Origin of the sequence: Hymenobacter frigidus (genome assembly GCF_014640435.1) — a bacterium.
GTDB classification, from domain to species: Bacteria; Bacteroidota; Bacteroidia; order Cytophagales; family Hymenobacteraceae; genus Hymenobacter; species Hymenobacter frigidus.
Window position 1 is genome coordinate 1 of the sequence record NZ_BMGY01000067.1, and the last position, 15,748, is coordinate 15,748.

11 protein-coding genes and 2 pseudogenes are annotated in these 15,748 nt (G+C 57.4%); 8 read left to right on the top strand and 5 right to left on the bottom strand.

Annotated features, from left to right (window positions below):
• Both IEW17_RS19600 and IEW17_RS19605 read left to right on the top strand, forming a co-directional pair.
• A partial coding sequence (locus tag IEW17_RS19600) for a transposase (RefSeq protein ID WP_188563756.1) occupies positions 1–447 on the top strand: 447 nt, incomplete at its 5' end.
• Positions 448–608: 161 nt separating this feature from the next.
• Positions 609–1,439 (top strand): phosphosulfolactate synthase, encoded by an 831-nt coding sequence (locus IEW17_RS19605; RefSeq protein WP_188563757.1) that lies wholly within the window; start codon positions 609–611, stop codon positions 1,437–1,439.
• Between the two features lie 286 nt (positions 1,440–1,725).
• On the opposite strand, the gene IEW17_RS19610 is transcribed toward IEW17_RS19605, so the two are convergent.
• Together IEW17_RS19610 and IEW17_RS19615 are read right to left on the bottom strand one after the other, a co-directional pair.
• Positions 1,726–4,446 carry a T9SS type A sorting domain-containing protein gene (locus tag IEW17_RS19610; protein WP_188563758.1) on the bottom strand — a complete coding sequence of 907 codons (2,721 nt, stop codon included), beginning with the start codon at positions 4,444–4,446 and terminating at the stop codon, positions 1,726–1,728.
• A gap of 211 nt (positions 4,447–4,657) precedes the next feature.
• Positions 4,658–5,581: a bestrophin family protein gene (locus IEW17_RS19615; RefSeq protein WP_188563759.1), complete on the bottom strand. Its 924-nt coding sequence runs from the start codon at positions 5,579–5,581 to the stop codon at positions 4,658–4,660.
• A gap of 409 nt (positions 5,582–5,990) precedes the next feature.
• Here IEW17_RS19615 and IEW17_RS19620 point away from each other — a divergent pair, with 409 nt between their 5' ends.
• From IEW17_RS19620 to uvrB, 5 genes are all read left to right on the top strand, one after another.
• Positions 5,991–6,662, top strand: a complete 672-nt coding sequence (locus tag IEW17_RS19620) for a DedA family protein (protein ID WP_188563760.1) — start codon at positions 5,991–5,993, stop codon at positions 6,660–6,662.
• 170 nt (positions 6,663–6,832) lie between these two features.
• A complete protein-coding gene (locus IEW17_RS19625) occupies positions 6,833–7,576 on the top strand; it encodes a shikimate dehydrogenase family protein (RefSeq protein ID WP_188563767.1) in 744 nt (247 codons plus the stop codon).
• Between the two features lie 612 nt (positions 7,577–8,188).
• A complete protein-coding gene (locus IEW17_RS19630; protein ID WP_188563761.1) occupies positions 8,189–8,842 on the top strand; it encodes an RNA polymerase sigma factor in 654 nt (217 codons plus the stop codon).
• A complete protein-coding gene (locus IEW17_RS19635) occupies positions 8,832–10,544 on the top strand; it encodes a hypothetical protein (RefSeq protein WP_188563762.1) in 1,713 nt (570 codons plus the stop codon). The genes IEW17_RS19630 and IEW17_RS19635 overlap by 11 nt, the downstream gene beginning before the upstream one ends.
• A 107-nt stretch (positions 10,545–10,651) precedes the next feature.
• The gene (gene uvrB, locus IEW17_RS19640; RefSeq protein WP_188563763.1) at positions 10,652–12,694 is read left to right on the top strand and encodes an excinuclease ABC subunit UvrB; all 2,043 of its coding nucleotides are present in this window, start codon (positions 10,652–10,654) and stop codon (positions 12,692–12,694) included.
• A 15-nt stretch (positions 12,695–12,709) separates the two neighbouring features.
• Here uvrB and IEW17_RS19645 read toward each other — a convergent pair whose 3' ends face one another.
• Positions 12,710–14,044 carry a metal-dependent hydrolase family protein gene (locus IEW17_RS19645; protein WP_188563764.1) on the bottom strand — a complete coding sequence of 445 codons (1,335 nt, stop codon included), beginning with the start codon at positions 14,042–14,044 and terminating at the stop codon, positions 12,710–12,712.
• A gap of 217 nt (positions 14,045–14,261) precedes the next feature.
• Positions 14,262–14,477, bottom strand: a complete 216-nt coding sequence (locus IEW17_RS19650) for a hypothetical protein (RefSeq protein WP_188563765.1) — start codon at positions 14,475–14,477, stop codon at positions 14,262–14,264.
• Positions 14,478–14,535: 58 nt separating this feature from the next.
• Between IEW17_RS19650 and IEW17_RS19655 the strand changes: the two are divergent.
• A pseudogene (locus IEW17_RS19655) lies at positions 14,536–15,369 on the top strand (transposase); the annotation flags it as partial.
• A gap of 45 nt (positions 15,370–15,414) precedes the next feature.
• On the opposite strand, the pseudogene IEW17_RS21630 reads toward IEW17_RS19655, so the two are convergent.
• Positions 15,415–15,582, bottom strand: a pseudogene (locus IEW17_RS21630) (hypothetical protein); the annotation flags it as partial.
• Positions 15,583–15,748 lie beyond the last annotated feature (166 nt).

The window sequence follows — 15,748 nt, forward strand, 5'->3', positions numbered from 1 at the left end:
ACCGGTCAGCGCCATCTGCAGGTCACGGCCACCAAAACCAAGGCGGATTACGCCCGGTTCATGGACCGGGTGGTCGCCACCCATTATCCGGACGTGCCCACCATCCAGCTCGTGCAGGACAATTACAGCACCCACACCTACGGCGCTTTTTACGAGCACCTGCCCGTTGAAAGAGCCCGACAGCTGCGCCACCAACTTGACTTTCACTTCACCCCCAAACACGGGTCCTGGCTCAACATGGCGGAAATTGAATTCTCCGCCCTTTCCCGGCAGTGCCTGGACCGACGCATTGGCAGCGCGCACCAACTCGAAGAAGAGGCCCTGATTTGGCAAGCCCACCGAAACGCCGCCGCGACCAAAGTGAACTGGTCCTTCACCACCGAGAAGGCCCGCGACACCTTGAAAAACAGGTACGCCGACCTGACCAAAGTAACAACGCAAAACTAAGTTGTCAGACCACTACTTCGTGACAAGTATAAGTACTACCAATAACGGCTGCGCTACTTTTGTAACCGCCTGTGCATGCACAGGCGGTTTTTTTGTGAGCCGCTCCGACCCACAAAACCACCTCAGCACCTCAGTACCTTAAAAAACCAGCATTTCACCCTATGAATTACGACCTCTCCCAACTCCCTGAGCGCACCCCCAAGCCCCGTGAGCAAGGCTATACCATGATGATGGACAAAGGCATGAGCCTGCGCGAAGTAGAAGACTTCCTGGAAGTGGCCAGTCCGTACACCGACATTGTAAAACTCGGCTGGGCCACTTCCTACGTGGTGCCCAACCTGAAGCGCAAGCTGGAGATTTACCGCGAGGCCAACATCCCGGTGTATTTCGGTGGCACGCTGTTCGAGGCCTTCATCATCCGCAACCAGTTCGACGACTATCGCCGCCTGCTCGACACTTACGGCATGGAGTACGCCGAAGTATCGGACGGCAGCATTGACCTCAACCACGACCGCAAGTGCGAATACATTCGCGAGCTGAGCAAGGACGTGCGCGTGCTGAGCGAAGTTGGCTCGAAGGATGCCGAGAAAATCATCCCGCCCTACAAATGGATTGCCCAAATGGAAGCGGAGCTGGCCGCCGGGGCCATCAAGGTTATCGGGGAAGCCCGCGAGGGGGGCAACGTGGGCCTCTTCCGTAGCACCGGCGAGGTACGCTCGGGTTTGGTAGAGGAAATTCTGACCAAAATTCCCTCGGAGAAAATTCTGTGGGAAGCCCCGCAGAAAGCCCAGCAAGTGTGGTTCATCAAGCTGCTCGGGGCCAACGTCAACTTAGGCAACATCGCACCCAACGAGGTGGTGAGCCTCGAAACCATCCGGCTGGGCCTGCGTGGCGATACGTTCTCACACTTCCTCGACATGGATGCGGTGGACCCGATGTTCCACCCGGCCGCTAAGACGAGCAAGCCCGGCACGTCTATGCCGCGCGGCTAGGCTATCGTACGAGACAGACATAAGCAGAACGTCAAAAAGACTGAGTGACCGTCATGCCGAGCGCAACCGAGGCATCTAGCTCGCCTCGTTGGACGGCCCGGAAGGCTCGAGCAAGATGCCTCGGTCCCTGGCTTGATGCGCCACATGCTCGGCATGACCGACTGAAAAATTACTAGACAGCTTCTTAGCGTAAAAGGACTTATACGACCATTTCATCAAACCAACTCCACAAAAAACGCCGGCCTCCTTGCGGAAACCGGCGTTTTTTGTTGCGGGTGAGGCTAACTTATTGCTTCACCACTTTCAGGTTTTGAACCTGGCCCGAAGGCAGGGTCAGACGCACAAGGTACATGCCCATTTTCAGGTCACCAAGCTTTTCAACCGTCAGGTCGGAAGTACCGGTGGTGACGTCAATCGGCTGCTGACGAACCATGCGACCGGTCATGTCTGTGATGCTGATTTGACCTTTGCCAGCATTAGCCGACTGGAAAGTCAGGTGCAGCTGCTCATTGCCATTGAGAGGATTCGGGTAAGCAACGAGAGCAGTTTCGGTGGCTTTGCCAGTGAAACTAACAACTACCGGAGCGAAGAACGTCTCTTTGCCGTCCAGGTCAACTTGGCGTAGACGGTAGTAACGAGCACCTGTCTTGTTCTGCTCAGTATCGATGAAGCGATACTGCGTGTTACCGGTCGAGTTGGGAGTAGCGCTTGCTACCGAAGCCAGCGTGCGGAACTCCTTGCCGTTGGTCGAAACCTGCACGTCATAACCTTTGCTGTTCTGCTCCGAAGCCGTTTCCCAAGTCACCAAAGCATCGGTACCTACGCGCTTGGCATCGAATGCCGTGAGGCGCACGGGCAGTGGGTTCTCGCTGTCGCCGAGGGTGAAGGTAGCGAAGGTGCGAACCCCGGATTTGGTAACGATGTTGTTCACCACATCAACCGGGCCATCACGACCTACTATGCCAAATGTGCCACCCGAGTTAGTTGACACAAAGATGATAAGGTTGGGCTCAGGAATGGAACCCGTGCCGTTTGTGCCCAAATTCATCGTTTCGTTATCTAGGTAACGGAAGTTCATGGTAGCACGCAGACCACCGCTGTTAGTGTTAGGAGCGCTAGGACGCACGCCGAAAATGCGGCGGATACTGAATTTGTTGCCCAGTGGGGTATAGTTCTCAGCCGTGTTGCGGGTTACCAGTACGTCGCCGGGGTTGTTTGCGCCGGTGAACAACAAGCTCATACCAACGTTACCGAAGGTGCGGGCCGTGGCCTCGTTAGCCAACACGTTAGCGCGGTTCGTCTTAATGAAGCCTCGGATGTAAGAAGCGTTGGACTCACCGATAAGTTGAGCACCTTCGTTGTTGTTGTTTGAAGCTCTGTCCGCCAAATCAACGAAAGAGCTGGTGGGCTTCGATATATCTGTGGTCAAGACGCCTCCACCATTAACATCGTCGAACTCAAAACTTTCGGTTACGAACATGGAGCCGGCCAGATTCTTAATGCCACCACCCGAAATCACAATCTTAGCGAAACCCGAACCACCACTAACTTCCTGATTGCCGCCAGCAAATTCAAGCGTGGTGTTGTCACGCATGATGAAGCTATCGAATTGGTTGCTGAAATCACCATACACTTTGAGACGACCTACAATAACACGCAGAATCGAGCGCAATGCCTGCGAACCACCGTTCAAAGACAAGTTACGGGCAAGTGCCGGACCAGAGCCAACATTATTTTTAACCGTACCCAATGAGGTCGTGTAGCTGATGTCGCTGTTGATATTTGGATAAGGGGTGGCTATCGAAGGGCCAAAATCAGGAATAACAACGTTGGTTATGGCAGTGGGTATTCGGTTTAAGTCCCAGTTGCCAGCGGTGAACCAGTCATCATCAATGCCACCCGTCCAAGTAATAGTCACGATTGGAGTTCCGCTCGTACTGAAATTGGCGCGAAAGAACAGGCCGCCGTTGTCATCGCGCTGGATGATGAAAGTGCCGTCTGCACGGGCTACATCGGACTCGAAGTAAGTTTCAACGATGTAAGGTCCGGTGCCCGAGTTTGCCAGCCCGGTAATCAGATTAACTTGAGCGGTATTCAACGTGAATGTGCGGTTACCGTTAGTAGCCGTTCCACCACCTTGCAGTGCAACGTTGGTAAAGGCACCGGGGACCAAGGCTCCACTTTTATAAATGCGGTAGAACAAACGAACACCAGCTACGCGGTCACCACCGCTTTCAAAAGTATTGGCGATACCTCCGTTCAAGAACAACTGGCCGTTGTTGATGTCAAACGTACCGAAACTAGCACCTTGGAAGTCAGGAGCTGCGGTTTGCGCGCTAGCATCATAGGTAGTATTGGTGGTTTTTGGGTCAACACCATCGATGTCCAGAAGAACTTGGGTAGATACGAAGCCGGTAGGGGCAGGACGGACACCGCTAACCGCAAAAAATGCAGTCCGGCCCAAATCTGAGGTGCTGGTTGCATTAGTACGAGTACCATAAGCCACGGTAAAGTTTGCGTCTATCTCGTAAGTGACCGCGCTAGTGGCCACCACGCTTGGAACCAAGGCTATCAGACTACGTTGAGCATTGCTCAAGCTGTAAGTGTAAATATTGCCATTTACAGTTGGCGCACCCAACAAAACAGATTGCCTGGGGCTAGCAGAAGCACCCGTGCTTGCGGTGAATATCTCAAAATTGAATTGGGCACTAGTTGGTGCAATCGTGCTGGTAAATGTCAACTCACCGCCATTAAATAACAAGTCACCAGGGGCATTTATGTCAAAACTGCCAAAGTTCGCGCCGCTAAAATTTGGCGTTACAGCAGAACTGCCACCGTAGGTGGTATTAACATTACCAGGCGTATTGTCTATGAAAAAGCTCGTGTTGCTGATGGTCTGGGCTTGCACTTGTGCACCCAGCCCAACAAACAAAGCCAATAGCGGAATAAGAGAACTTAGGAAGCGGCGCTGTCGCAACAGCTTCTGAGTAAAGGTTAATGTTTGCATGGAATTGGGAATTGGATGAATTAGGGAAAATAACGCAGTAACTCGCGTATCATGACGAGGCGCATATACGCAAAGGTAAAAAAAAAGGTCTAAGAGTTCAGGGATAATTTAAAAAAATGGTCGCTGCGTCCTAATAAGGCACTTTTTATGTGTAGAGAACGAATTCAACAGAAAAATGTAATTGCATTATTAAAGGTTTTAATTAGCTGACCTAGTGCACGACGCTATAGGGCACGGATGCCAAAGCTTTTTTCTCGGCAGGTAGTTCCACGCCCAGCAAGTCATGCACGCTCACCCGGATTTTATTGGACAGCTGGGTAATGGGCAAATCGTTGCTGTCGTAGCCAAACGGGTTTTCAATCTCATTACCAATCATCTCCAGCCCCAGCATGGCGTAGGCCCCAATCATGGTGATGGGCACCATCCACCAGCCGCAGGAGTCGACGAGGACCAGCGGCATGACCATGATAAAGATGGTGATGTAGCACTTGATGAAAAAACTGTAGGAATAAGGAATTGGCGTGGACTTGATGCGCTCGCAGGTGCCGTTCACGGTCATCATGCCCAGGTAGTGCTGCTTGATGTTGATGAGGTGAATGGGGTCGAAAATCTGGACCTGGCGCAGCTGCTCCACGCTTTCCATGAGCACGGCGATGATGGTGGAGCACACGCTCTCCGCCTTTTGCAGGCGCTCGATGATGTCGGGGGTGGCCTCCATCTTATCAAAACGCACTTTGTTGCGCAGGCTGCCCTCCAGGGCAATGGGGAAGTTGGAGATGAGGGCGGCGAAGTAGCGGCGGCTCGATTTGGCTTCGCGCGGCAGCAGGGCATTCATTTCCATGGCCAGGCCCCGGCAGTGCGACACGAGCTGGCCCCACACGCCGCGGCCTTCGTAGTACCGGTCGTAGGCGGTGTTGGTACGGAACACCAGCAGCAAGCTGAGCAGAATACCCAGAATGGACAGGTATTCGCGCCCGATGCGCACGTTGAGGGTATGAAAATCGAGGCTGACGACGGCAATGGCCGAGCCATAAAGCCCCACCAGCGCCACACGCTTCAGCAGCAAACGAATAACGGCGGAAGCATGAAAGTGCCGCAAGGCCCGCCACCAGTCACCTCCTTGATAAACAATCATCTGAATACTTATTTTTGATGTCTCGCAACGGCAGAACCGCTGCCGGGATTAGACCGCAAAGACATAACAATAGTTATAGTGAAACGGCAATGGAAAAGAGCCGGACCGAAGGCTACCAGCCAGCGGCGAGCCCTCATCACAGGTCATGCCAGATTTTCGGCCTCGCGGCCCCACCAGCAGCCCGCCAACTGCCATAAACCTAGGCTGTAGGCTGACCCGACCGGTATTTTCAACTATTGTCGTGGCAGGTAAAAAGTTATTTTTAATCGGTCTTTTGCTCCACTACCATCAAATGGGCCGCAATGCTACGATGGCACGCCCAATGGCCTAAGGTATTACGTGCCTCCTGGGGCAGAATTGGCGCCGTTCGGCGGCAGACGGTTTTCTTTGTGGCTCACTTAGCCCTGGCATGGAACTACTCAAGCATTTTCTCGACATTATCCTGCACCTCGACGTGCACCTCAAGCTCCTCGTGCTGGAGTACGGCAACCTCATCTACGTCATCCTGTTTCTCATCATCTTCACCGAAACCGGGGTTATCGTTTTTCCTTTTCTGCCCGGCGACTCGCTGCTGTTTGTGGCCGGTACGCTGGCGGCCCAGCCCAACCCCACCACAGGCCAGCCCCTGCTCAATGTGGGCATCCTGATTCCGTTGCTGATGGCCGCCGCCTTCATCGGCGACAACCTCAACTACGTGGTGGGCGACTACCTGGGGCCAAGGGTGTTCCGCGAGAACTACAAGTTTCTGAATCGCAAGTACCTCGACCAGACGCAGGAGTTCTACGCCAAGCACGGCGGCAAAACCATCATCATGGCGCGCTTCGTGCCCATTGTGCGCACGTTTGCGCCGTTTGTGGCCGGTGTGGGCACCATGACCTACCGCTACTTTGCTACCTATAGCGTGGCCGGGGCCGCCCTGTGGGTGATTTCGCTCACCCTGGGCGGGTACTTCTTCGGCAACATAGCGTGGGTGCAGAAGAACTTCACGCTGGTGATTTACGCCATCATCCTGCTATCGGTGCTGCCGCCGCTCTGGTCTTTCCTGAAAAGCAAGCTGGCCGGCAACAAGGCCGTGGCCTAACGGTTTGGCAGCAGCAGTCGCCTTATCCTGAACGTCCTGTTGAGCGGAGTCGAAGCACCTTTACCGTCGAAGTAAGTTGATTACTCACGCGGGGCAGCTGCTTACACTTCGCTCAGCAGGACGTTTTTCCGTTTGCAGTGTTTCGTTTGCTCACCTTTGCCCCTTTTTATATGCACCAGTTCGGGCTTATTGGCCGCACGCTCAGCCACTCGTTTTCACAAACTTATTTCACCCAAAAATTTGATTCGCTGGGCCTGACTGAGCATGCTTACGAGTTATTTGAGCTGGCCAGCATCAACGAGCTGCCGGCTCTGCTGGCGGCCCACCCCCAATTGGTGGGCCTGAACGTGACCGTGCCATACAAGGAAAGCGTAACCATTTACCTCGACGAGCTGGCCCCTTCAGCCAGCCGTGTGGGGGCCGTAAACGTGATTGAGCGGCGGCCCGATGGCTCCCTACTGGGCCACAACACCGACGTGGTGGGTTTTCGGGAATCGTTGCGGCGTTTTTTCCCGGCCGGGCCCGGCAGCCGCGCCTTGGTGCTGGGCAACGGCGGCGCAGCCAAAGCCGTGGTGGTGGCGCTCAACGACCTGGGCATCGCGCACTGGACGGTGTCGCGCGACCCCATGGGCTGGGGCCTCACGTATGATGAGCTGACGCCGCAGCTCATTGCCGGGCACCAGCTCATTATCAACGCTACGCCACTGGGCACCCATCCGCTCACCGACCAGTGCCCCCAGCTGCCCTACGAGGCCCTCAGCGCACACCACTACCTGTACGACCTGGTGTATAACCCCAGCGAAACGCTGTTTATGCAGCGCGGCCAGACTGCCGGGGCCCAAACCAAAAACGGGTTCGAAATGCTGCAGCTGCAAGCCGAAGCTGCCTGGGACATCTGGAACGGCCGCGCCTAAGGCACGGCACTGGCGAGACCTACCGCGATGCTTTCGCGGAGTTACAGCGGCTCTCGGATTGGTGTACGCGGTGGAGGCGCAGCATTTTGCGCCTCGTCGTTGCTGACGTTGAAGCTGTTTAGGAATTCAAAGAACTAAGTGACCGTCATGCCGAGCATGTGGCGCATCAAGCCAGGGACCGAGGCATCTCGCTCGCCTCGTTGGACGGTCCGGGTGGCCCGAGCGAGATGCCTCGGCTGCGCTCGGCATGACCGACTGACAAATCACTAAACAGCTTCGTTGTTTAGCTGGCGCAGGTCCGGCTGTTCGACGACGGGACGCAAGCTATTGCGTCCCGTCGTCACCCAACCACTGTACACCAAATTGAGAATTGCTATAATTCGGGCGCACAGTCAGTTGTAGCCCTGAAACAGTGTCGGTTTCGGTACCGGATTTTCAGAAATGTACGCATTGGCAAAATCGGGTTGCAACCTTTTGGTCACGCTTGGCATCCACATGCAGCAGGCCCGCCACAGGCCGGTTTTTACCCAATCGAATTACCTTTCTAATACTGCAGAAAATGACCTTCACTATTCTTTCTTCCCTGGCCGGCGCGGGTACCCGGCAGCAGGCATGAGTGCCGCTACGTGGTTTGCATTCGGGGCCGGCGATGTGCTGCCCAACCAGCCCGCCGCCGCTCCGCGCCTCACGGCCAGCCGTAGCTCAGCCGTGGCCAGCCCGCCCACCGAAGCCGAGCTGATTGACGGCTGCCTGCGCGGCCGCCAGCTCGCCCAGAAGCTGCTCTACGACAAATACGCCGGCAAGATGATGGCCGTATGCCTACGCTACGCCCAAACCACGTTTGAGGCTGAGGATGTGCTGCAGGAAGGCTTTCTCACGGTATTTCGCACGCTGGGCAGCTTCCGCCGCGAGTGCCCGCTGGAATTCTGGATTCGCCGTATCATGATTAACGCGGCCCTGCGCCAGCACCGCCGCAATGCCTCGCTGGTGGCAGTGAGCGACGGCGAATACCCCGAAACGCTGGCCAGCGAGGAACTTACTCTCAGCAACTATAACTTCCAGGAGCTTCTGAACATGGTGCAGGAGCTCGCCCCCCGCTACCGCATGGTCTTCAACCTCTACGCCATTGAAGGCTACACGCACAAAGAAATTGGTGAATTATTAAGCATTACGGAAGGCACGAGCAAGTCCCAATATTCCCGGGCTCGCGTTATCCTCCAAACTAAACTGGAGCGCCTCGGTGCCCCAACCCGACATGTCAACTAATCCTATCGACCAGAACGCTACGCCTAAACCCACCGGTAACCTGGAGGAATTATTCCGCCACCACTTGGGCGAGGAGGCCGCTGTGCCCCCTCGACCCATGCTGTGGGACCAGATTGATAATTCCCTGCTCATCCGGCAGAACGAAACCTACCGGCGGCGCCTCGCGGCCACGCGCTGGGTGGCCGCGGCCAGCTTGTTGCTGGCCTCACTGGCCGGCACGGGCTGGTGGGTGGGCCGCGACGCACTGCTGACCAGCAATGGCGTAGCGGGAGTGGCTAGCCCAGCCGCTACACGCACGGGCGCGGACGACGCCGCTACCGCCCCAGCTGGCGCAGGCCGCCGCACAACTGGCGCAACCAACTCCGCCAATGCTGCCGCAGTGGCTACCAACGCGGCCACGGGCCACCAAGGGGCTGCTACCAGCCGTATGCCAGGCGCAAACGCGGTTGCAGCTACCAAAATAGCAGCGAACACCGATGGCCGCACAACCGGATTCGGACCGGTGCCAGCCCCGCAAAACCTCGAAGGCCGGTATTCTCCAGCGGCTCGCTACGGTGGCAGCCGTCGTTTCCAAACAGCCCCAGTGACTGCTGCTGCTGCGACAGCATCCGGTTTAAGTATTACCAGCCGCGCTACGCAAGTCGCTTCGACTCCTAATTCGGATTCTTCGGGCGAAGCCTTGGGACACCGCGAGCAACTGACTGCCGTAGCCGCTGCTTCGGCTACTTCTGGTTCGGTGGCTACTTCAGTTGCTACGGGCGGCGTTGTTGGCAGCAGCGCCACGACCGGCTTGGCAGCTACCGCGCCCACATTAGCAGCAGCAGCAGCAGCTCCTACCACTTCGGCTCTGGCTGTAGAGCCAGTCGGCGCTCTTGCGGCGCGGGCTACTTCTTTGGCCTTGGCTGATGCCGAGCTATTACCAACCGGACTGGTTTCGGAACCGGTGCCCACCGAAGCAGCCGCCGCGATTGACGCGCACCGCTGGCACTACAGCACCAGCTACATGGCTGGCGTGTTCAATCCCAACATAAACTTCTCGCGCACTGGCATCGAGCCGGCGAATGATTACGACCGCAGCGCGGCCTTTGGGGCCAACTCCCCGTCCCTGACTGAAAGCGCCGCTACCGAGTACCGCAACAATCTACGGCCCGGTCTCAGCCAGCGTTTGGCTGTGCTGGCCACGCGCCACCTCAAAGGCCATTGGTCGTTGAGCACGGGCATCGAACTCAGTCAGGCCACGGCCAAGTCGGCGTCGGCCTCGTCCTTCGTTGGCGAGCAGCTGTTCGACCTGGGCCAGTCTGCGCGCCCCCTGCAAACCACCAATTTCCGCTACCGCCTGGCCAGTGTGCCAGCAGAATTGCGCTATAGCAACCCTGTGAAGCACGGGTGGAGCCTTTACGGTCGCCTTGGCGGGGTGGTAAGTGCCCTGCTCGGCGTGCGCAGCGAGGTAACAGGCAATTCGGAAGCCACCCGCACTTACTCTATTGTTGCGGCTGGTACGCCCTACCGCCGGGTTCTGGCCAGCGTGCGCGGCGGGGCCGGGGCGCAGTTTCGCGCCGGCACTGGCAAGTGGGCCCTTTCGGCCGGGCCCGTGGTCGACCTCGGCTTGGTTTCGCTGAATGCCCACCCGGCGCAGAGCTACCTGGCCCAGAGCCACCCTTATACCATTGGGGTAGAAGCCGCCATTGAGTTCGGGCGGTAGTACCGGAGCTTTTCATTTCCGACGAAACCCAACAGGCTCATTCTTGGTTGAGGTAGGCTGACCTTTGCGGCCAACTGCAAGTCAGCGCAGCTAACCTTTCCCGTTGCATGGAGTACCTACTGACGTCTGAATTCAAGCCGACCGGCGACCAGCCCACGGCCATTGCCAAGCTCGTGGAGGGCGTGAACAACGGCGACCATGCCCAGGTGCTGCTCGGGGCTACCGGCACGGGCAAAACCTTTACCATGGCCAACGTCATTGCCCAAACCGGCAAGCCGGCCCTAGTGCTTTGCCACAACAAGACGCTCGCGGCCCAGCTCTACGGTGAGTTCAAGGCATTTTTTCCGAACAACGCGGTCGAGTACTATATCAGCTACTACGACTACTACCAGCCGGAAGCGTACATCGCCAGCACCGACGTTTTTATCGAAAAAGACCTGGCCATCAACCAGGAAATCGAGAAACTGCGGCTGCACACCACCTCTACCCTGCTCAGCGGGCGGCGCGATGTCATTGTCATCGCCTCGGTATCGTGCATCTACGGCATCGGCAACCCCGAGGAATTCGCCAAAAACGTCATCTTTCTGAAGCCGGGCATGCGCTACACGCGCAATAACCTGCTCTATCAGTTCGTACAGATTCTGTACTCCCGCACCGAGGTGGAGTTTACCCGCGGCTCGTTCCGCGTGAAGGGCGACACGGTGGACGTATTTCCGGCTTATGCCGACTATGCCATTCGTATCTACTTTTTTGGTGATGAGATTGAGTCCGTCCACAAGATTGACCCCATCAGCGGCAAAAAGCTCAGCGATGAGGCCAACGGCGTGGCCCTGTACCCCGCCAACTTGTTCGTGACTGGCAAGGAAACCCTGAACTCGGCCATCAAGCAGATTCAGGACGACATGGTGCTCCAGCACGCTTACTTCGAGAAAGAAGGCCGCGACTCTGAAGCCAAGCGCATCATGGAGCGCACCGAATTTGACCTGGAGATGATTCGGGAATTGGGCTACTGCTCGGGCATCGAGAACTACTCGCGCTATTTCGATGGCCGCACACCGGGCTCGCGGCCTTTCTGCCTGCTCGATTATTTCCCCGACGACTACTTGCTGGTAGTCGATGAAAGCCACGCCACCATGCCCCAAATCCGGGCCATGTGGGGCGGCGACCGCAGTCGTAAAACGGCCCTGATTGAGTACGGTTTTCGTCTGCCTTCCGCTTTAGATAACCGGCCATTGACTTTCAACGAATTCGAGAGCATGTTCCCGCAGGTAGTTTATGTCTCGGCCACGCCCTCCGACTACGAGTTGACCCAGGCCGGTGGCGTGGTGGTGGAGCAGGTTATTCGCCCCACCGGCCTGCTAGACCCCGAAATCGACATTCGCCCCAGCGTAAATCAGATTGACGACCTGCTGGATGAAGTGGACGAGCGCGTGAAAATGGGTGACCGCGTGCTGGTGACCACCCTCACCAAGCGCATGGCCGAGGAGTTGAGCAAATACATGGACCGCCTCGGCATCAAGGTCGAATACGTGCACTCCGACGTGAAGACGCTGGACCGGGTAGAAATTCTGCGTAAGCTGCGCCTGGGCGAAATCGACGTGCTGATTGGTGTGAACCTGCTGCGCGAAGGCCTTGACTTACCTGAAGTAAGCCTCGTAGCTATTCTGGATGCCGATAAAGAAGGCTTCCTGCGCGACCAGCGCAGCCTGATTCAGACAATGGGCCGGGCGGCCCGCAACGACCGCGGCAAGGTGATTATGTACGCCGACCGCATGACTGGTTCCATGCAGCGCGCTATCGACGAAACGAACCGCCGCCGCGCCACCCAAGCCGCCTACAACGAAGAGCATGGCATCACCCCGCGCACCGTGCGCAAGAGCCACGCCGAAATTATGGGCCAAACTGCGCTCTCCGATTACCGCGTGCTGGACAATCAGGCCTATGCCGGCCCCGACGACAATGGCAGCGCCCTGGCATTAGCCGCTGAGCCCGTGGTAGCCATGATGAATCGCACCGAACTGGAAAAGCTCATCAAAACCACCGAAAAGCAGATGGAGGCCGCCGCCAAGGAGCTCGACTTCTTGCAAGCTGCCAAGCTGCGCGATGAGTTGGTTGCCCTGAAAACTATGCTAAAAGGCAAGCGAGAATAACTCTCAAGCCCAACCTCACGGCTGCTTATACAGCACGCCGCCTTTCATCACCAGCCGCACTTGGCGCAGGGCGGCCACGTCCTGGGTAGGGTCGCCGGCTACGGCCACCAAATCAGCCAGCAGGCCCGCGCGAATGCGGCCACGGTCGGCGAGGTGGAAAATCTGCGCGTTGCCACTGGTAGCCTGCCGCAGCACCTGGAGCGGCGTAAGCCCGTAGTCGCGCACGAGCAGCTCCATTTCGCGGGCATTGTCGCCATGGGTAAACACCCCGACATCGCCGCCCATTGCCAATGGCACGCCGGCTTTGAGGGCAGCCGCCATGCTTTCGTGCTTTTGTTGAAGACGAGGCGGCAGTGGCACTTGGCCCGGCTGCCACCCCCGGTAGCGCGAAATGGCGTCGTTAGCGGCTACGGTGGGGCATAAGGCCACGCCGCGCTTCTTCATCAACGCAAAAATTTCGGGAGTGCCGTTGTCTCCGTGCTCAATGGTTTCGACCCCGGCCAGGATGGCGCGCCGCATGCCCTCGGGCGTGGTAGCGTGGGCCACCACACCTCGCCCCGACGACCGCGCCGTTTGCACGATGAGCGTTAGCTCGTCCTGCGAGAACGTGGGCTGGCTCGACCCATCGGCTCCCCAACGGTAATCAGCGTACACTTTGATGAGGTCGGCTCCCTTACCTATCTGCTCGCGCACCGCCCGGATGATGCCATCCACGCCATCGGCTTCCTGCGCGCCCTGGGGCACATCAGCATCCACCGAAAGCTTGGGACCGTAACTACCGGTGGCCACCAGGGCGCGGGTAGCCACCAGCAGGCGCGGCCCGGGAATGATGCCCTGGCTGATAGCCTGCTTCAGGCCCACGTCGGCGTAGCCGGCACCTTCGGTACCGAGGTCGCGGGCCGTGGTGAAGCCGGCCAGCAGCGTGCGCGTGGCGTGCGCCGTGGCCCGCGCCACGCGCAACGCCTGCGACTCCAGCAGCACTTGGTCGTTCCAGGAAGTTTCGTTGTAAGGATGCAATAAAAGGTGCGAATGGCCTTCAATGAGCCCTGGCAGTAGCGTGAGGCCCGGTAAGTCGTAGGTGCGGGCACCCGGCGGCTGAGTAACCTGACTAGCCGGCCCGACGGCAGTAATTTTTTCCCCTTCCACAAGCACCACCCAACCAGCATGCAGGTCCTGGCCATCGAACACTGCTTCCGGGCGCAGCAGTGCCACTTCGCTGGGTGGGAGCAGCACTTGGGCTTGCCCATTAAACGTTAGCCCCACCAGCAGCAACGCCCAGCAAATGAACTTTATCTTGATTTCCAAATATGCGCTGGCAATTGCTTGCAGTTGATTAAATAAATGATTCATAAACAGCAAATAAAACCTCAACTTCCACAATGCCCTCATGAGGGCATACTGCACTTACTTATTTCAGACAAATCGCATTCTTTTCCAAGCAGTCATTTTCCGCACCTTACAGCAAATAATATTGGGCTAATCGCCGAGGCGCAGCTATTTGAGTTTCCTACCACTTTGCATTGCGTCCCAATTCTTAAGCTAACAATTTTGCAACAAGTAAAGCTATTCAAATAGCTGCTGTAGCATCGAGGCACAGCACCGGTACCCAGCAGGCCAGCACATCGTCAACGGGGCGGGTTATCTCAAAACGAGTCGCCCACATCACCTTCGCTTTGGCCAATTTCGACGCATCATCCATTTTCTCTCCCAAGCCCGGGTGGTCAATCATGAGTTGCCGCAATACCGGCTGGTCGCGGCCACATACGTGAAGATGGTTGCTCACATCAGTTACCAACTGATGTTACGCAGTCGTTGGGTTAGTTTGTTCGTTTAGGAGCTTTATGATGGTTTGCACGCTGGACCTGTACACGAATTATTTGCTAAGTTCGACGGGCCCGACGACGGCCACGGGCTTGTCGCGGCTGCTGGACGGGGCGTTGAGCCACGACCACGTCACGCGCTGGCTGAGTCAGGGCACCTACGGCCCGGCCGAGGTCTGGCGGCAGGCCAAGCCCCCGGCCGGTCGCCAAGCCGAGGCCCGGCGACCGGCCGGGGGCGAGTTCGCCGTGCTCATCGTGGACGATTCGGTGCTGGAAAAGGCGCACACCGCCGCCAACGGCCTGATTTGCACCCATTGGGACCATAGCCAGCAACGGTATGTCAAGGGCCTGAATTTTGTCAGCCTGCTCTACCAGGCTGACGATTTGGCCCTGCCCATCGCCGTCGAGCTGGTGCGCAAAACGATGCCTGTTTACCTGCCCACAACCCAGAAAACGAGCTACCAGAGTCCGTTCACCAAAAACGAGTACCTGCAGCAACTGCTGCGCGTGGCCCTACCGGGGTGGCCCCAGCCGCAGGTGGCCTACCGCTACCTGCTGGTCGATTCCTGGTACGCCTCGGCCGAGAACATGACCCTGGTGCGGGCCTTGGGCCATCATTTCGTTTTCGTCCTCGAAAGCAGCCGCACCGTCGCCCTGAGCGCGGCCGCGCGGGCCCAATGCCATTTCCAGTCCGTGCAGTCGCTGGTGTTTGCCGATACGCAGCCCTTGCGCGTCTATTTGCGGGCCGTTAGAGAAGCGGTGCTCGTAACCAGACAAGTCTTTACAAACCAGTACGGTAGCCAAGGTATGTTGTATCTGGTCAGTAGCGACACCGACCTGGACCAGGCCCTGCTCGCGCCAAGCCTTAAACCAGCCGTGGACCGTGGCGTAGCGGACGGCGAAAAAGGCGGCCAACTGGTTCAAGCTTTGGCCCCGATGGTGGCCCAGCACGGCTTGGGCCCGGCGGCGGTGGCGAGGGTGTTTGGCGTGGTGGCTGCACACGTCGAGCGTCGTCACTTCGTCGGGGGTCAGGACAAGGGAAGCAAGCACGGAGCAAAAATAACGCACCCAAACTTTATGCGCTTACTTTTGTGCGACTACTTAGTAGCAGGAAGTCTTAAACGGTGGCTAGGTAGGTGGTATCATGCAAAACGCCCCCCGCGGCTGATGAAAGCGGCGGGGGGCGTTACGAAATAAGGTTGGCGGCGACCGACTCTCCCACCGGTGAAGGCAG